Here is an 18,557-nt window from a genome sequence, read left to right as displayed (position 1 = left end):
TGTGAAAATTACTAGATTATTGCTATTTTGGTTAATGTATCGTTAATATTACAACTAACAATTCAACACTTTAAAAATAAGCCACTGATTATAAATAAAATTAATTATGGTATACGGTTTGCTAACTAGTTAGCTAATAGCAAATACAATAAGGAATTACTCATGTCAGTTAAAGTTGAAGACCGCCCAATAGAGCAAGTACGCGAACAAGTGATTGATCAGTTAATTTATAACTATAGCCATGGCGTTATATCGGTTGAGGCATTTGAAAGGCGATTAGACCAAGCAATGGACGCCAAAGACAATTCTGTTTTGCTTACGTTAGTAGAAGACTTAACACTGAATACCGACAAGCAATACAAAGCTGAAAAGCAATCGCAGTTTACGCCTAATTACAGTGCTCAACAAAATAGCGATGACGATATTACACTTCGTAGTATTTTGGGCTCAAACGAGAGAAGCGGACAATGGGTAGTGCCTAAAAATATTTACCTAAATAATTATATGGGCTCTGTGGTGCTTGATTTCACCGACGCTATATTTACACATCAAAACGTGACAATTCATGTTAATTGTATTTTTGGTAGCGACGAAATTTACGTACCCGAGCATGTTAATGTTGTGTCCAAAATGTTTTGTATTTTAAGCACGCTAGAAAACAAATCAGTCACATTAAATAAGCGCCAAGGTCCTACCATTCATATTGAAGGCAAAGCGATACTAGGGTCGGTTGAAGTGAAGATAAAACGTACCATAAAAGAAAAATTTATTAGCTTTGCAAATGATTTAAAGTCACAGCTAGGAGTCAGCAGTAAATAAGTGCAACTGTATTTGCTTTATTATGGCTGCTTTTTAGCAGCCATATTATCATTGCAGGCTTATAGATCATTATTTCGCTCAGCAGGAACATCGGACAAATACTCTACAAACTCAACTTCAAAACCCGAAGGGTCTCTGAAGTAGATATTTTTTCTAAATGGGTTTTCATTGCCTTGCTTATGAACTGAAAAACCCGCTTTATTTAAACGAGACACCGTATTATCTAAATTAGCCGTCACGTAAGCAAAGTGAGCAAACCCAACTTGATGCCCTGAAAGCGATCTATTTTCACCCTCACCATGATCGCTCATTGCTATGTATTGCGTGTCGTCACCAAAGTGGACCCAACGCCTTGGTTTTCCATACCATTCACCCCGCCCTTCACTTCGTATTACCCAGTGGGGAAAAATGGCTTGGTAAAAGCGAATCATGGTATCAATGTTTTTAACAACTAAATTTACGTGTTCTAAATACATACTGTTTCCTTGTGAGTTAATTTAAACACACAATAAAACCTCAAGTTAACTTTAGGTAAAGCGCTTTTTTTAAATTTTTAGTGGGTCATTAAAAATACACTTTTGTTTTAATTAAATGTGCAACACTTTCAAGGCTGTACAAAAAACACCCACAAGTATTTAGGGTTTATTGTTTACTTTATGTCAAAAGTCGCTAAAATACGCCGGCTGAAAATACAAACGTTCTTTTACAACCCAAAGGTAACTCCATGCATCCAATGTTAAACATTGCGGTTCGCGCTGCGCGTAACGCAGGCAAAATTTTACTTCGCGCTGGCGAAGATTTATCAAAAGTTGAAGTGCAACAAAAAGGCGCTAACGACTTAGTAACTAATATTGATAAAGAAGCCGAAGCCGTAATCCGTGACACTATTTTACAGTCTTACCCTACTCACTCTGTTGTGGGCGAAGAACTAGGTGAACACAAAGGCAAGGATGATGATTACCAATGGATTGTAGATCCTATCGATGGAACAACAAACTTCATCAAAGGTATTCCACATTACGCAATCTCTATTGCACTGAAAGTTAAAGGTCGTTTAGACCAAGCCGTTATTTATGATCCGATTCGTGGTGAGCTTTTCACTGCATCTAAAGGTCAAGGCGCACAACTTAACAGCAAACGTTTACGCGTGAGTAAAACAACTGTTCTTGCTGGTACAGTTTTAGCAACGGGCTTTCCTTTTAAGCATAAACAACATACAGATGCATACACTGAAGCGTTTAAAGCGTTATTTGTTCACACTGCAGATATTCGTCGCGCAGGTTGTTCTGCATTAGACATGGCGTATGTTGCTGCTGGCCGTGTTGATGGCTTTTTTGAAATTGGCTTAAAACCTTGGCACTCTGCTGCAGGCGAGCTTATGGTTAAAGAAGCGGGTGGTATGGTTGTCGATTTTGCTGGTGGTAATAACTACAACCACAGTGGCAATATCATCTGTGGCGCACCAAAACTGACTCAAGCTATTATTCGTGAAATTCGTCCAGTGTTAACTGAGTCGTTACTTCGCTAATAAATTGCTTTTACCAATATAATTGGTACAACTAAAAAAGGAGCCTAGGCTCCTTTTTTTTTAAAAGTAAGGGTTTACCAATTTAATCTCAGTAGTTTCCCCTTTTGTATAAGGAAGGGAGTTTAAATCTGTTGCAAAGTATTCATAAAATAGCGCATCAAACTCGCCGTTTTGCTGCATTATTTTTATTCCCTGCTCAACCGCTTTCGCTAATTCGGGCTTATCCTTAGAGACAAAATAATACAACGCTGTTGGGTAGCTAATATATAAGTTAGGCACAACACGTAAATTTTTATGCTGTGGCTCTAAAAGCTCAGAATTTACTTCAATAAATGAGCGCGGAAAATAATCTATGCGGCCTTGGCTAGTAAGCGAAAACATGGCTTTTAGGTTTGATAATGGCCTCACGTTTAAACCGTTATTAACCAATATGCGCATATCAGGCCAGTCGTGCCCCTGTACCGAACTAAGCTTTGATAATTGCTCAAGCGTTTTTATGTCTTTAAATTTATCTAAATTTTCTTTATTTGTAACTAGCGCTCTTTTACCTATATAACCTTTAAACAATGGAATTTTAATGGCGATTGCCAATGACTCTCGTTCAGGGCTACTCATGCTCCAATATAAATCAAGAGAGCCGTCATCAAGTGACATTAAGTTACGCTGCTGATGCGGGTGTACAGCAACAAGCTCTATTTCGGCAGGGTATTGGGCTCTTATCAATGCCTTGGTTAGCATATCATAGAGGTAATCATCACGAGCAAAATGCGCATGTTGATCTTTCGGAATTTTTACACTATTTACTTCGCTTGCTACAGCACTTCCTATCAACAAGCTCACTACACATACGATACACTTTAATGGCAACATCATGATCACCTATTAGTAAATTACCTTTTTACTAGTTGCTAATCGCACTACTGCAGGCGCTGGGCGCCTTCGCTTGCATGTAAAAAGATAGCTATGACGAAATCGTTTGGCTTCTTTCTTTGCATCCGTTGCTAATGCTGCAACCTGATGGCTATTTTTACACTGCTGTAAATCGGGTTCAACTAATCCTATTGATAAGGTAAGTAACGGTACAAACTGCTTTTCACCTTCACGATTTGTAGCCCAATAACCTTTACTGGCTATATGGTCGGGCGTAAAAAAAGCACGAGAACGATGTTCAAACTGTTCAATAATACGATTACAAATACTTACCGCATCGCTTTGGTCAAAAACAACCATAAAGTCGTCACCACCAATGTGTCCTACAAAGTTAGCACTATTTGTACAGGCTTGCACTGTTACATCAGCCAATAATTTAATAACACTGTCGCCACTCGCGTAGCCATAAAGATCGTTAAACTGTTTAAAGTGATTCAGGTCAATATAGGCAAGATGAAATTTATTTTTATTACGTAATCTATGCTCTATAGCTTCGTTAATTGCGACATTACCTGGCAGCATCGTTAGCGGATTAGCGTGCTGTGCGTGGCGAATTTTTTCTTCTGTTATATGTTTTAAAATGTCTCTTAGTGGCGCAAGCCCTAAATAACTGCCATCTCTAGTAATAACAATATGGCGCCTAATATCGAAGTCTTGCTCAGTTATTTGCTTACTCACCGTATCTAGCTTTTGGTCTTCATCAACAATCAAGGGTTGTTTGTCCATTAACTCTATAACAGGGCGCTTATCATAAAGGGCATGACCGTAGGGTGCTGCAAACACCTCGGTAAGTTGGTCTTTATGTAGTAGGCCCACTGGCTGACCCTGTTGATTGATTACAGGTATGCTAATAATGGCTTTGTCTTGCTCAAAAAGTAAATGAGCGTCTTTGCATCGGGTATCACTTGCTATGGCCTTTTGTGGTTGGCTTAGCGCGCCAATGGCCATTGACTGGTCAAACTGATCACATAATTTAAATGTAAGTGCTTGTATTTGAGCAGAGCTAAAATCACAACTTGGTTGCAAGTTCGGTCGTTCAAATAAAAAACCTTGTACATTATTAATGCCTAAACTTTCAACCAGTGCGAGTTCCTCAGAGCGCTCTATGCCTTCGGCAATTACTAATGTGTTTGTTGCTTTAGCTAAAACAATAATTGATTTTAAAAACTCCTTTTTAACCTCACTCTGATCGCAATGGTCGATAAAATAACGATCTATTTTTACATAGTCGGGACGCATTGCTGACCACTGCTTTAAGCCAGAGTACCCGGCACCTAAATCATCAATTGCAATGGTAAAACCGAGCTCTCGGTAATGCGCAATGGTTTTAAGTAATAAGTCGTCGTTATCTACTTTGTCTTGCTCTGTTACTTCTATAACAACACGATTAGTCGCTAAACCAAACTGCTCGGTTAGGTGGCGTGTTTCGCCTTTTGGGTGGCAAGGGTCTAGTAGCGTTTTTGGGCTCACATTTAAAAAAAGCTTACCTTGCAAATTTAGCTTAACAAAGTTTTCTATTGCCTTTGAGCGGCATAGTAGCTCTAGCTCAGAAATAAGGCCCTCTTGATGCGCAGCTTTAAAGAGCTTATTGGGCATTTCTAATGGGCTATTTTGTGGACCACGACTAAGCGCCTCGTAACCAAGAATGAGCTGACCAGATATATCTAAAATAGGCTGAAATAACGTGGTTACTTCCCCACTATCTAAAATAGCCTCTAAGGCTTGTCGTTGAAGGGTCACTACTGGCTCAATTATTATTTTAAATAGAGCAACAAAATATCAATTCTGTATGACATTTTTATTTCAAACTCCTATGTTATAGGCAATAAAAAACCGCTCATAGAGCGGTTTTTTAATGCATTTAAGATTATGGCATTGCCATCGGATCTTGATCTGCACCTTCTTTTTCTATCACTTCTGGTATTAAATCTTCTTTACTTACTCCCATTGCAAGTGCAACCGAGCTTGCAACATATACAGAAGAATATGTACCAATAAATACACCAAACAATAATGCAGTAGCAAAACCATGAATGGTTTGTCCACCCCATACAAACAATGCAATCAATACCAAAATTGTGGTGATTGATGTAACAAGTGTACGGTTAAGTGTTTGCGTAAGTGAAATATCAATAATTTCAACGGTATCATCGATGCGTACTTTACGGAAGTTTTCACGAATACGGTCAGATACAACAATAGTATCGTTGAGTGAGTAACCGATTACCGCCAATATTGCCGCTAATATAGTTAAATCAAACTCTAAACCCAGTACTGAAAACAAACCTAAAGTGATAATTACATCGTGTAATAGTGCGCCTACAGCACCCACAGCAAAACGCCATTCAAAACGAAATGCAACGTAAATTAAGATACATATAAGTGCAGTTAACATGGCTAGGCCACCCTGCTCTTTCAAGTCTTCACCGACACTTGGGCCGACAAACTCAATACGACGCATGACCACGCTGTCGTCCGCTTTTTTCAGGGCATCAATTACTTGGTTACCAATCACTTCAGCTTTAACATCGCTTCCACGTGGAGCTAAGCGCACTAATATATCTTGGCTCGAACCAAATAACTGCACTGATGCATCAGCAAAGCCATTTTCACCAAGTACATTACGCACTTTTTTAAGATCAGCCGGTTGAGAAAAACCCACTTCTACCGCGGTGCCGCCGGTAAAATCAAGACCAAAATTTAAGCCCTTCGTAAACATTGATACTATCGACGCTACAATTAATAGCGTAGAAAAGCCCATTGCCACTTTTCGAAGAGACATGAAACGAAGGGTTCTGCTACCCAAACTTAAAATTTGCATGTCTGCTCCTTAAATAGAAAGTTTATCAATGCGTTTACCACCAATAAATAAGTTGATCACCGCTCGGGTACCAACAATGGCTGTAAACATTGAAGTTAAAATACCAATAGCTAATGTAACGGCAAAGCCTGCAATTGGGCCCGTGCCCACTGCAAACAATATAACTGCCGCAATTAACGTCGTGATATTGGCATCAAATATAGTACTGAATGCGCTATCGTAACCAAAATGAACGGCTTGTTGCGGGCTACGACCATCGGCCAGCTCTTCACGGATACGTTCAAAAATAAGTACGTTAGCATCAACCGCCATACCAACTGTCAGTACAATACCTGCAATACCCGGCAAGGTTAACGTAGCACCCGGAATAAGTGACATTATGCCAACAATAAGCACCAAGTTTGCCGCAAGCGCTAAGTTAGCCACTAAGCCAAACCCTTTGTAATAAATAAGCATAAAGGCAAGTACAAACGCAAAACCAAGTGCAACCGCAGTCATACCTGCTTCAATGTTTTCTTGGCCTAAGCTTGGCCCCACTGTACGCTCTTCAACAATTTGAATTGGCGCAACAAGTGCACCTGCGCGAAGCAGTAAACTTAAGTTATGTGCTTCAGCTGGGTTATCAATACCTGTAATACGAAAAGAGCGGTCTAAACGAGCTTGAATTGTTGCCACGTTAATAACCTCTTCTACCTTAATAGGTGGAAGTGCTTTACCGTTTTCGTCTTTTTTACCTGATGGTTTGTATTCAATAAATACCGTTGCCATGCGTTTGCCAATTGCACGCTTAGTAAAGGCATTCATTTTTGAACCGCCTTTACTGTCGAGTGAAATACTTACTTGTGGGCGTTGGTATTCATCTGCGCCAGATTGCGCGCCAGTGATATGGCTACCTTCAAGAATAATGCGTTTTTTAAGTACCACAGGGTAACCGTCGCGGCTCATGATCATTTCAGTGCCTGCAGGGATACGGCCTTGAGCAGCAGCGCTTGGATCAGCGTTTTCGTCTACTTCACGAAATTCAAGCGTTGCTGTCGCGCCTAAAATTTCTTTAGCACGAGCGGTATCTTGCACACCAGGTAATTGCACAATAATACGTTCAGCACCTTGGCGCTGTACGTTTGGCTCTGCAACACCAATTTGGTTGATACGGTTACGGATGATTGTTTCGTTTTGCTTGATGGCGTAGTCACGAATCTCTTTCAGTTTTTGCTCACTCATAGTGGCAAAAAATGCATTATCGTTACTGCTGTCATCAATGTATACGTTAAGTGGGTAACGAGATTCTAAAAAGCGCTCTGCAGCATTTTTATCTTCTTCATTACGCATTTCAACACGCATACGGTCAGAGCCAGCCACGCGACGAACGCTGCGATAACGAAGTTTTTCTTCGCGTAGATCGCTACGAAAATCTTGCTCCATTTGCTCAAGCTGGTTATCAACCGCTGTTGCCATGTCGATTTCCATGGTGAAATGTACGCCACCACTTAAATCTAGACCTAACTTCATTGGATTTCCGCCAAGGGATTTTAACCAAAGAGGTTGAGCCGGCGCCATATTAATGGCTGAAATGTAATCGTCACTTAGCGAGTCACGCAGTAAATCTTGTGCTTTTAATTGCTCTTCAACATTTTTAAAACGAACAAGTATTTGACCGCCTTCAAGCTTGGTTGATTTAACTGCTACGTTATGTTTTTTAAGGGTTGCGTTTACTTTGTCTACTACACTGAGATCAACATCAGCACCTTTAGCGCCCGAAACTTGTATAGCCGGGTCACGGCCATACAAGTTTGGAGAGGCATATAAAAGGCCAATGGCAACCACAGCTAAAACAAGTAAATACTTCCACACTGGAAACTTGTTTAACACGGGGTCGTCCTTATTATTTTTATAGCGACTTCATTGTGCCTTTTGGCAATACAGCAGATACAGATGCTTTTTGTACTGTAACTTCTGCTTGCTCATTTAAAGAGATAACGATGAAATCTTTATCTTCTGCAATTTTAACAATTTTACCTACTAAACCACCTTGGGTTAGTACTTCATCGCCTTTAGCCATCGCATTCATTAAGCCTTTATGCTCTTTAACACGCTTAGCTTGTGGGCGGTAAATTAAAAAGTAAAAAACTAAACCGAAAATAGCTAACATGATTAGCATTTCCATGCCGCCACCGGCTGCAGGTGCGCCAGCTGATGCGTGTGCGTTTGAAATAAATAAACTCATAATACTTCCTCTTTAAATTTAAAGTTTAATTTTTTATATCTGCAAGCTCTGGCACTTCTTGGCCGCGGCGAGCGTAAAAATCTTTTACAAATTCTTCTAGTTTACCTTCGCTAATTGCATTGCGCAGGCCTTCCATAACACGCTGATAGTAACGTAAGTTATGTATTGTGTTTAGTCGTGCACCTAAAATTTCGTTACATTTATCAAGGTGATGTAAATAAGCACGTGAGTAATTTTTACACGTATGGCAATCACAATCAGGGTCGAGTGGACCGGTATCTGTTTTATGCACTGCGTTACGTATTTTAATAATACCGGTGGTAATAAATAAGTGACCATTACGTGCATTACGCGTTGGCATAACACAGTCAAACATATCTATGCCACGGCGTACCGATTCAACCAAATCTTCTGGCTTGCCAACACCCATTAAGTAACGCGGCTTATTTTCAGGCATTTTGTACGCACAATGATCAAGAATATTCATCATTTCGTTTTTAGGTTCACCAACTGATAAACCACCTAGCGCATAACCGTCAAAGCCAATTTCTTCTAAACCGGCTTGTGATTGTGCACGTAATTCTGGGTACATACCACCTTGAATAATACCAAATAACGCAGAAGGGTTATCGCCGTGACCTTCTTTTGAGCGTTTAGCCCAACGAAGAGACAACTCCATAGAGTCTTTAGCTTCTTTTTCAGTTGCAGGGTATGGCGTACATTCGTCAAATATCATTACAATATCTGAGCCTAAATCACGTTGTACTTCCATTGATTTTTCTGGCGACATCATTATTTGGTCACCGTTTACAGGTGACTGAAACAAAACACCTTCTTCGGTAATTTTACGCATTGCGCCAAGACTAAATACTTGGAAGCCGCCTGAGTCAGTTAAAATTGGGAAGTCCCAATTCATAAAGTCGTGCAAATCACCGTGCTGTTTAATAATTTCAGTACCAGGGCGAAGCATTAAGTGAAAGGTATTACCTAAACAAATTTGCGCACCTGTTGCTTTTACTTCGTCAGGTGTCATCCCTTTAACAGTACCGTAAGTACCTACAGGCATAAATGCGGGCGTTTCTATTACACCACGGTCAAAAATCAAGCGGCCGCGGCGCGCTTTACCGTCGGTGCGGTCTAATTCAAATTTCATATCATCCTCAATGTCGGAAAAACAGTCCAACAAGCTATAATTTAACCGCTCGATTCTACCCTTTTTGCACTGCTAATACTATTAGCTGCGGTAAATTCGCTCGTGATAATCATCTACAACTAAAAACCCCAGCAAGTATGCTGGGGTTGAGTGTTAGTTATATTTGATAATAAATAGAACAGCGCTATTTACGTGTTAAAAACATAGCATCGCCATAACTAAAAAAGCGGTATTTTTGTTCTATTGCTATGTTGTAGGCACCCATTATGTTGTCTTGTCCGCTGAACGCGCTCACCAACATAATTAACGTTGACTCAGGTAAATGGAAATTAGTGACCATGGCATCGACGACGTTAAATTGGTAACCCGGAAAAATAAAAATATCGGTATCGCCAAAGTAAGTATCTAATTTACCGCCATGTATTTTTGCAGCTGATTCAAGCGAACGCATTGATGTAGTACCAACAGCAATCACTCGCCCACCGCTCGCTTTAGTCTGTGCTACAGCGTCCACAACATCTTGTGGTACTTCAATGTATTCTGAGTGCATGACGTGTTCGTCAATAGTCTCTACACGCACGGGCTGAAATGTACCTGCGCCTACGTGTAACGTGACAAAGGCCATGTTTACACCTTTATTTTTAAGCGCAGCCATAAGCGGCTCGTCAAAATGTAAGCCTGCTGTAGGCGCTGCCACAGCCCCTGGTTTTTCACCATATACTGTTTGATAACGTTCGCGATCAGCTTCATTATCTGGTCGGTCGATATAAGGCGGTAACGGCATGTGACCAATATCATTAAGTGTATCGAGTACATTTTTGCTGTGATCGAATTCAAGTTCAAATAAAGTATCGTGACGGGCAATCATAGTAGCTTTGGCTTTACCTTCTAAAATAACTTCGTTGCCTGGTTTTAATGATTTACTTGCACGAACATGGGCAAGTACACGGTGCTCATCCAATACTCGTTCTACAAGGACCTCAACCTTACCGCCCGATGCTTTTTGACCAAACATACGTGCTGGTATTACTCGCGTATTATTAAATATAAGTAAGTCGTTTTCGTTAACTAGCTCAAGAATATCACTAAATACTTTATGGCTTATCTCCCCTGTTGGACCATCGAGGCTTAATAAGCGGCTACTCGTACGATCTTTTTTTGGAAAGCGAGCAATTAATTCATCGGGTAAGTCAAAACTAAAGTCAGCTACGCGCATAGTTGGTAATCCACATCATTAAAAATCGCGCCAAGTGTATATCTATCGTCAATTAAGCTCAAGAAGCCAATCCAACTACTGTAAACCTGAGCATCCTTCTATTCTGGGGGATTATTCAAATCTACTTGTTCTTACTAACAAAACTTATTACCCTTAGTAATGGTAGTAAATTACGATTTTTAGGATCTCCTGCGTGGCAGAACAATTAAATTTGCTAATTTTAAATGCAAGCCGTGCTGAGCGCAGGGTGATTAAAGATACTTTAAAAAAGCTTAACGTATTTAGCTTTATTGAAGCAAACGATAGCCAGGAAGCCCTTAAAACTCTTAAGCAACAACCGGTTGATATTATTATCACTGGATTAAATGTGGGTAAAATAGACGGTTGGCGTTTTTCTCGTATGATTCGCTCAGGACTATTAAAAACTCCTAAAAACACCCCTATTTTGTTGATGCCCCCAACTTACTGCGAACGAATTGCAGAAACAACCGCCCGAAGTTACGGAATCGATGCTGTTTTACCTTTTGAAAACCAAGATATGCTCCCCCAAGTTCTGGCCAATGTTTTATCTACACATTTAGAAAAAAGCAGTCGACTAAACCTACTTTTGTTAGAGCCCCACGCAAATAAAGCGGAGTCTATAACTGAAGAACTAAAACTAAATTTTGCTATTACACATGTCACAACGTGTAAAGCCGCATTAAGCCAGTACAACCAACAACAGTTCTCAATAGTACTGCTTGATACCACGCAAGAAAAAACCGATGAATCTAGCTTTCTTGTTGAAAATATTTTACAGCACAACCCTAAGCAAGCCATTGTAACCATTATAGATAATGCTGATGCAGACTATGCCGAGCAGCTTTTGCTATCGGGCGTAACTGATTTTATTCGCGCCCCTTACGAACCTTCATTTTTAAATAAAGTATGTGATCATGCCGCTCGCCGAGAAGACTTTATGGTGAGCTACGCTGAATTTGCTCAAAAAGTAGAGCAGTTAAGCGTAAGCGAAGTGAGGTATAAAGAACTATTTTCAGCTCATCAGCGCATATTATTGCACCTTAATACAGTTGTTCTTGAGCTCGACCAGTTAGGAAAAATTCGCTTTATAAATCCAGCCTGGGAAACCTTAAGTGGTTTTGGCGTTAAAACAAGCCTGCAAAAAAGCCTAACCCAATTTTATACTGGAGAATGTCAAATAAAGCTAAAAGCAACCATCGACGATATACTCGGTGGTGGGAACGATCATCAGCAAATAGAAATAAAACTCCAACATAAAAGCGGTGGCCAAATTTGGGTTGAATGTAGGTTACAGCTAATTAAAAACAGACGTAATAATGCAACGATCACTGTCACTATTGATAACATTCACGAGCGTAAGCAAGCCGAACTTCAATTACGCCATCTTGCACTGCATGATCCATTAACTGGCTTACACAACCGATACCACTTTGACCAAGAACTAAGTCGTATTTGTAAACCCAAACATACTCACAGCGATGTTGAGCATGCCTTGATTTACATTGACCTTGATCATTTTAAAATTATTAATGATAGCCAAGGCCATCATCAAGGCGACTTGGTGTTAAAAGATGTGGCACAGCTGTTTAAAGACAACATTGAAAAAGAACATTTAGTATGTCGTATTGGTGGCGATGAATTTGCCGTCATTCTAAAAAATATGAACTTACTCGATGCGCACCTTATTGCAGAAGGTGTCTGTAGTGCCATAGAGCAGCATACCTTTAAGTCAAAAGAGCAAAGCTACACAATAAGCTGCTCTATCGGCTTGACGCAAATTACAGTAAACAATAACGACCCAAATGAGTGCCTAAAGCAAGCCGATATTGCTTTATATATTGCAAAAAACCTAGGCCGTAATTTAGTCCATTGCTACTCAAAAGAAGATGCGCAAAACAATACGCTTCAAACAGGTCTTGAGTGGGGACACGAAATCCGCCAAGCACTTCAACAGAATAATATTGAATTGCATTACCAGCCTATATGGGATTTTAAAGCAGAAAAAGTTGCGTACTTTGAGGCGCTATTGCGGTTAAAACTTAAAGGCACTCTCATTTACCCTAACCAGTTTATTCCGTCTCTAGAAATGCTTAACGACACCTTTTTAATGGATCAGTGCGTAATTAGAAATGCGATTAAAAGTGTTGCAAAATACCCTCAACTTAGCCAAGTTGCCATTAATCTATCTGCGCAATCATTTTTAGATGAGCGACTGCTACCACTCATTGAGTCGAACCTTGAAAAGTACAATGTTCCCGCTACTCGGATTATTTTTGAGATCACCGAATCTGCAAGCATAAATAACATACAAGCTACACGTAAGATGATTGATAAACTTAACTCTTTAGGGTGTCACTTTTCAATAGACGATTTTGGGACTGGCTTTAGTACCTTTAGCTATCTAAAACAGCTACCGGCTCAACATGTAAAAATAGATGGCTCGTTTGTTCGCGACATGCTCAATGACCCCATTGACCTTGCTTTGGTAAAAGCAATTAACGACATTAGCCGCTCACTCGATAAATATTCTGTTGCGGAATACGTTGAAAATAAAGAATTATTTACTACTTTAAGGGACATTGGTGTCGACTACGGACAAGGCTACTTTATTGCTCGCCCCGTTCCTGTTGAAAAAATAAATGATGAGCTTGAAAAAATTTATCAAAATAAAAGTATTTACCAACAGTAGCCTAGGTTAAAACTAACAAATTCGAACAATTTTACGTCACTTTTTTCTTCCATTATCTTCTTTCTTGCCTATACTTTCCTTATCAGATAAAGAGGATGTCATGTAAATTAATGGATTACACTGTATAAACATGACATTACCCACTAGCAATACATCGTTAATTTTAAGCTACAAGGGTTTTAGGGAGGAAGGTATGGCGCAACTAGTTATATTATTACTAATCATTCACTTTATTATTGCATACCAATGTTACAGGTATGCAAGTTTAAAAGGTTACCCCGTTAAGGTATTTACTGCATTAGGGTGCTTACCCTATTTTAATGTAGTGGTATGGATTTACTTACTCTTCTTACCTGAACTGGAACCATTTGAAAGCCACGTTCAACGTCAAAAGCAGCCATTGTAGGCTGCTTTAACTTTTTAATAGCGATTAAATTTAATTGTCTGGCTCATTAAAGTTTAAACTACATTGGCGCTGTAAAAACACCTCAAGCTGCTCGCTAAACAATTTAAAATCGCGAATACGTCCTGTAGTTTTTCGCCAAAGAATACCAATATCTCTGTAAGCATCGCTTTGCGACGGTGTTGCTACCATCTGTTTATTTTCTAAAATACCGGCATTAATAGCCATTTGTGGTAAAAAAGTCACCCCGAGCTGATGTTCAACCATGCTGAGTAATGTATGTAAGCTGGCCGCTTCAAATGGGTTAATACAGCTTGAGCGGTTTAAATGGCATGCACTCAGCGCGTGACCCGTCATACAGTGCTCTCGCTCTAACAAAAACACACTGGCATCAGGTAATAAATTAAAGTCTTCTACGCCCTTTGCTGGCATATAATCTTTATGGTGCACTAGGCTAAAATGATCTTTCGCTAAAATTTGGGTATGAAACTTGTCGGTTGCATACGGTAATGCCAGTAACGCTAAATCAATGTGTCCATGCTCTAGCTTATCCAGTAATTTGTCGCTAGTATCCTCAATTAATACCAACTCTAATTCACAAAAAGTTTGCTGACAAAAGTGATACAAAGGCGCTGCAATAAAGCTTGCAATAGTCGGGATCACGCCAACTGTTAACTTGCCGCTCAGCGGCGTTAAAAAGCTTTTTGTAAGCTCTTTTAAACTGATAGTGTCGTTGATTATTTTTCGTGAACGCTCAACAACCTCTTCACCTATGCTTGTAAACATAAGGCTTCGGTTTTCACGCTCAATAAGTTGACAACCTAGCGTTTCTTCAAGGTTTTGAATGGCACTACTTAGTGTCGACTGGCCAATAAAACAGGCACTGGCTGCACGGCCAAAATGCTGATGCTGATGAACAGCGAGTAAATACTGAAGCTGTTTAATACTTGGAAGATTGGTCATTTTTTCTTTCCACAAATAAAAAGACCCCAATACCTAAGGCATTGAGATCTTTTCAAGCTAAAAGTCTTTTAGTACTTTTTTGTTAAACCCCAAATGCGGTTCTCAGTACGTAGAAGATAACAATAGCAAGGGCAGCACCAACTGGCAACGTTATTACCCAAGAAACTACAATGTTTCTGATAACGCTCATGTTAAGTGCACCAATACCACGTGCCATACCTACACCTAGTACCGCGCCCACTAAGGTTTGAGTAGTAGAGATTGGCATACCAGTTCCTGATGCAATAACAACAGTAGAAGCAGCGGCAAGTTCTGCAGCAAAACCACGGCTAGGCGTTAAATGTGTAATGCCTTCACCAATTGTTTTAATTACTTTTTTACCTAAAATGGCAAGACCTGCAACAATACCAAAGCCACCTAGTGGAAGAATCCACCAAGCAATCGCTGCTTTCTTAGCAATTTCACCATTGTTTTCAACAATATTTACAACAGCAGCTAGTGGACCAATTGCATTAGCAACATCGTTAGAACCGTGAGCAAATGCCATACAACAAGCCGTTAACACCATTAATACCGCAAACACTTTTTCTACGTTATTGAATTGCATTTGCTTGTCAGCTTTAGGGTCGATGTTTAAGCGAGAAATGGCAATTTTACCAATGATGGCAACAACCACTGCAACACCAATTGAAAGCGCATAGCCTTCAACAGAACCTAGGTTAATACCAACGTGCTTTAAACCTTTTTTGATTGTAACTAAAGCCATGATAAAACCCGCTAACCCCATGTAGATTGGTACGTAGCGTTTAGCGTTCTTTAATGGTGCATCGGTATCAAATATAAGCTTTTGTGCGCTCATGAATATTAGATACGCAATAAAGCCGGATATCGCTGGTGTAATGATCCAGCTTCCCACAATACCGCCTACTTTATTCCACTGGATTGCTTCTGTACCCACTGCAACCAGCGCAAAACCAATGATTGCACCGATAATAGAGTGAGTTGTTGATACTGGCCAACCTAAGAATGAAGCGATTAATAGCCATGAACCCGCGGCAAATAGCGCGGCAATCATACCTAAAACCATCAGCTCTGGGATGTTTGCAAACGGTGCAGCATCAATTATTCCTTTACGAATAGTTGATGTAACTTCACCCCCTGCTAAATAAGCACCAGCAAACTCAAAAACCATAGCTATTAAAATAGCTTGTTTAATTGTTAATGCTTTTGAACCTACAGATGTACCCATGGCGTTCGCAACGTCGTTCGCGCCAATACCATAAGCCATGAAAAAACCAACAGCCGCGGCAATTAAAACTAATACCGTGCCGTAAGATGCAATGATATCCATTGTATAACCTTAATCTTTCGTGTTTGAACTGATTTTAAATTAACGAGCTAACATCAGCTCAAGACGTGATCCTACGCGCTCTGCAATATCTGCAAGCTCACCAACCCATTCAATAATGCTGTATAAAAACATTACATCTACAGGGTTAAGCTCACTTTCTACTTCACGTAGTTGGCGTCGTACTTTAATTTGCATGTCATCCGTGTCTTGTTCTATTGCATCCAATTCAACGAGCATTTTTTCTACTAAGGTCACTTCGCGACCTTTAAAGCCTGTTTCTAATAGCTCTTCTAACTCGTTTATTGCTTTAGATGCTTGTTTAGTTGCATCCACACAACGAGTTAAATAAGCCAAGAAATCAGCTTGCATTACTGCTGGTATGGTCATTTCACGACCGATTACGCGCCCAGCAATGTCTTTTGCTTTATTAGCAATTTTGTCTTGTTGGGTTACTAATTCGAGCAGATCTGTACGTTCTACCGGCATAAATAAACCGCGTGGTAACTGTAAACGTATGTCTCTTTTCATGTCATCGGCTTCACGCTCTAAATTACGAATAGTGATACGAAGCTCTTCTGCTTGTGTCCACTCTTCTTTAAAAACGTGATTAAAAAAAGGTATCAAAGCTTTACTCGCTTGATGAACTTTTTTGATGTGATCTTCCATTGGTTTGAAAGGAGATTTTGCAAAAACCCCTAAAAACGCGTTTGTAGGCATAACTGACCCTTTAATCAAATTACATGCGTGCAGCATGCGATTTTACAGTATTCACAACAATTGTGAACGGTTTTTATTATTTAACTTATCGCTAAACAAACAAAGCGGCTTATAGCCGCTTTGTTAAAAATGCGCTAATGAACTTTAAAGCGATTTTTCAATATCTTCCTGTGATATATGGCGAATATCTTTACCATTTACAAAGTAGATAATGTACTCGGCAATGTTCTGACAGCGGTCACCAATTCGCTCTAATGAACGCACTGACCAAACTAAATCCATAATTTTTGGAATTGAACGTGGATCTTCCATCATGTACGTCATAATTTGACGTGTTATTGCTTCATATTCACGATCAACTTTAGCATCTTCTTTGTGTACTTCAAATGCGCGTTGCACATCCATACGTGCAAACGCATCAAGTACATCGTGTAACATTTTTAAAACCTGACGACCCATATTTTCAATATTCACTAACAAATCTTGTTGATCTTTAGTGAAGGAATCGAGAGCCACTTTTGCAATACGCTCAGCTTCATCGCCAATACGCTCGAGGTCAGCAATAGTTTTTGCAATAGCAATCACCAAACGTAAATCGCTTGCCGCGGGCTGGCGACGCGCAATAATACGCGTACATTCTTCGTCAATACTCACTTCCATGGCATTAACTTTGTAGTCGTTTTGACGCACTTTTTCTGCAAGTTCTGCATCGTTTGTGCTTACCGCATCAAGTGCACTACTTAGTTGCTGTTCAACTAATCCACCCATGCTTAGTACATGGTTACGAACATTTTCAAGCTCTTGATTAAAGCGGCCAGAAATATGCTTATTAATATTATGTTCCATAATTACCTTCTCTCTAAATCTTGTACAACACAGTACTGTTAATTATTTAGCCGTAACGACCTGTAATATAATCTTCAGTCTTTTTCTTCGTTGGTGTTGTAAATAAGGTATTTGTATCTGAGTACTCAATCAGCTCACCCATGTACATAAAGGCTGTTTGGTCAGATACTCGCGCTGCTTGTTGCATGTTATGCGTAACAATAACAACGGTAAATTTGTTCTTTAAATCGTTAATTAACTCTTCAATAACTAAAGTAGAAATTGGATCAAGTGCCGACGTTGGTTCATCTAGCAATAAAACCTCAGGCTCTATCGCAATAGAACGAGCAATAACTAAACGCTGTTGCTGACCGCCTGATAAACCAAACGCACTGTCGTGTAGTCTATCTTTTACTTCATCCCATAAAGCTGCGCCACGTAATGACTGCTCTACTACTTCGTCTAACTTACGCTTTTCTTTAATGCCCTGTAAGCGTAGACCATAGACTACATTTTCATAAATCGATTTTGGAAATGGATTAGGACGCTGAAACACCATCCCAACGTTACGGCGAAGCGCCGCAACATCTACATTTTTATCGTAAATATTTTGTCCATGAAGGAGTATTTCACCTTCAATTCGACAAATATCAACCAAATCATTCATTCGGTTAATACAGCGTAATAGGGTTGATTTACCACAACCTGATGGGCCGATAAACGCCGTTACTTGGCCTTTTGGAATGTTCATATTCACTTTACTAAGCGCTTGTTTATCACCGTAGTAAAGATCGAGATCTTTAATCTCTAACGCTTTTTGCTCGTCTGTTAAATTGTCTAAATCTAACTTCATGCCCAAATTGGCTTGGTTTACTTTTGGAGCGACTGTAATCATGT

At 39.8% G+C, this 18,557-nt stretch carries 17 protein-coding genes; 4 read left to right on the top strand and 13 right to left on the bottom strand.

The genetic code is table 11. The annotated features are described in order from the left end of the window. The first annotated feature begins 162 nt into the window (after nt 1-162). Nucleotides 163-819: a LiaF domain-containing protein gene (locus tag ACFI34_RS04200; protein ID WP_462672517.1), complete on the top strand. Its 657-nt coding sequence runs from the start codon at nt 163-165 to the stop codon at nt 817-819. Between the two features lie 59 nt (nt 820-878). On the opposite strand, the gene ACFI34_RS04195 is transcribed toward ACFI34_RS04200, so the two are convergent. After that, nucleotides 879-1,295: a VOC family protein gene (locus ACFI34_RS04195; RefSeq protein ID WP_462672516.1), complete on the bottom strand. Its 417-nt coding sequence runs from the start codon at nt 1,293-1,295 to the stop codon at nt 879-881. A 248-nt stretch (nt 1,296-1,543) separates the two neighbouring features. Between ACFI34_RS04195 and suhB the strand changes: the two genes are divergently transcribed. After that, the gene (gene suhB / locus ACFI34_RS04190) at nt 1,544-2,347 is read left to right on the top strand and encodes an inositol-1-monophosphatase (RefSeq protein ID WP_006791183.1); all 804 of its coding nucleotides are present in this window, start codon (nt 1,544-1,546) and stop codon (nt 2,345-2,347) included. Between the two features lie 60 nt (nt 2,348-2,407). Here suhB and ACFI34_RS04185 read toward each other — a convergent pair whose 3' ends face one another. From ACFI34_RS04185 to queA, 7 genes are all read right to left on the bottom strand, one after another. Next, nucleotides 2,408-3,217 (bottom strand): substrate-binding periplasmic protein, encoded by an 810-nt coding sequence (locus ACFI34_RS04185; RefSeq protein WP_462672515.1) that lies wholly within the window; start codon nt 3,215-3,217, stop codon nt 2,408-2,410. A gap of 12 nt (nt 3,218-3,229) precedes the next feature. Continuing rightward, on the bottom strand, nt 3,230-5,017 hold the full coding sequence (locus ACFI34_RS04180; RefSeq protein ID WP_462672514.1) for a bifunctional diguanylate cyclase/phosphodiesterase: 1,788 nt from the start codon (nt 5,015-5,017) through the stop codon (nt 3,230-3,232). A gap of 127 nt (nt 5,018-5,144) precedes the next feature. Beyond that, nucleotides 5,145-6,098: a protein translocase subunit SecF gene (gene secF, locus ACFI34_RS04175; protein WP_006791186.1), complete on the bottom strand. Its 954-nt coding sequence runs from the start codon at nt 6,096-6,098 to the stop codon at nt 5,145-5,147. A 9-nt stretch (nt 6,099-6,107) separates the two neighbouring features. Further along, on the bottom strand, nt 6,108-7,967 hold the full coding sequence (gene secD / locus ACFI34_RS04170; protein ID WP_006791187.1) for a protein translocase subunit SecD: 1,860 nt from the start codon (nt 7,965-7,967) through the stop codon (nt 6,108-6,110). A gap of 19 nt (nt 7,968-7,986) precedes the next feature. Then, nucleotides 7,987-8,322 carry a preprotein translocase subunit YajC gene (gene yajC, locus ACFI34_RS04165; protein WP_006791188.1) on the bottom strand — a complete coding sequence of 112 codons (336 nt, stop codon included), beginning with the start codon at nt 8,320-8,322 and terminating at the stop codon, nt 7,987-7,989. Nucleotides 8,323-8,347: 25 nt separating this feature from the next. Beyond that, nucleotides 8,348-9,475 (bottom strand): tRNA guanosine(34) transglycosylase Tgt, encoded by a 1,128-nt coding sequence (gene tgt, locus ACFI34_RS04160; RefSeq protein WP_006791189.1) that lies wholly within the window; start codon nt 9,473-9,475, stop codon nt 8,348-8,350. Nucleotides 9,476-9,659: 184 nt separating this feature from the next. Beyond that, nucleotides 9,660-10,691 carry a tRNA preQ1(34) S-adenosylmethionine ribosyltransferase-isomerase QueA gene (queA, locus tag ACFI34_RS04155; RefSeq protein ID WP_462672513.1) on the bottom strand — a complete coding sequence of 344 codons (1,032 nt, stop codon included), beginning with the start codon at nt 10,689-10,691 and terminating at the stop codon, nt 9,660-9,662. A 193-nt stretch (nt 10,692-10,884) separates the two neighbouring features. Here queA and ACFI34_RS04150 point away from each other — a divergent pair, with 193 nt between their 5' ends. Next, nucleotides 10,885-13,401, top strand: a complete 2,517-nt coding sequence (locus ACFI34_RS04150) for an EAL domain-containing protein (RefSeq protein WP_462672512.1) — start codon at nt 10,885-10,887, stop codon at nt 13,399-13,401. 193 nt (nt 13,402-13,594) lie between these two features. After that, nucleotides 13,595-13,807, top strand: coding sequence for a hypothetical protein (locus ACFI34_RS04145; RefSeq protein ID WP_462672511.1), 213 nt, complete (start codon nt 13,595-13,597; stop codon nt 13,805-13,807). A gap of 30 nt (nt 13,808-13,837) precedes the next feature. Here the strand turns inward: ACFI34_RS04145 and ACFI34_RS04140 are convergent, their stop codons facing one another. The 5 genes from ACFI34_RS04140 to pstB all read right to left on the bottom strand — a co-directional run bounded on the left by ACFI34_RS04140 (nt 13,838) and on the right by pstB (nt 18,555). Then, the gene (locus tag ACFI34_RS04140) at nt 13,838-14,767 is read right to left on the bottom strand and encodes a hydrogen peroxide-inducible genes activator (RefSeq protein ID WP_462672510.1); all 930 of its coding nucleotides are present in this window, start codon (nt 14,765-14,767) and stop codon (nt 13,838-13,840) included. 82 nt (nt 14,768-14,849) lie between these two features. Further along, on the bottom strand, nt 14,850-16,118 hold the full coding sequence (locus ACFI34_RS04135) for an inorganic phosphate transporter (protein WP_010556661.1): 1,269 nt from the start codon (nt 16,116-16,118) through the stop codon (nt 14,850-14,852). A gap of 39 nt (nt 16,119-16,157) precedes the next feature. Next, nucleotides 16,158-16,835, bottom strand: coding sequence for a TIGR00153 family protein (locus ACFI34_RS04130; RefSeq protein ID WP_006791195.1), 678 nt, complete (start codon nt 16,833-16,835; stop codon nt 16,158-16,160). 144 nt (nt 16,836-16,979) lie between these two features. Beyond that, on the bottom strand, nt 16,980-17,681 hold the full coding sequence (gene phoU, locus ACFI34_RS04125) for a phosphate signaling complex protein PhoU (RefSeq protein ID WP_058403784.1): 702 nt from the start codon (nt 17,679-17,681) through the stop codon (nt 16,980-16,982). Between the two features lie 46 nt (nt 17,682-17,727). Beyond that, a complete protein-coding gene (gene pstB, locus ACFI34_RS04120) occupies nt 17,728-18,555 on the bottom strand; it encodes a phosphate ABC transporter ATP-binding protein PstB (RefSeq protein WP_006791197.1) in 828 nt (275 codons plus the stop codon). Nucleotides 18,556-18,557 lie beyond the last annotated feature (2 nt).

The organism is Pseudoalteromonas sp. PSi26 (genome assembly GCF_054960575.1).
This window is presented reverse-complemented; position numbering and strand designations above follow the sequence as displayed.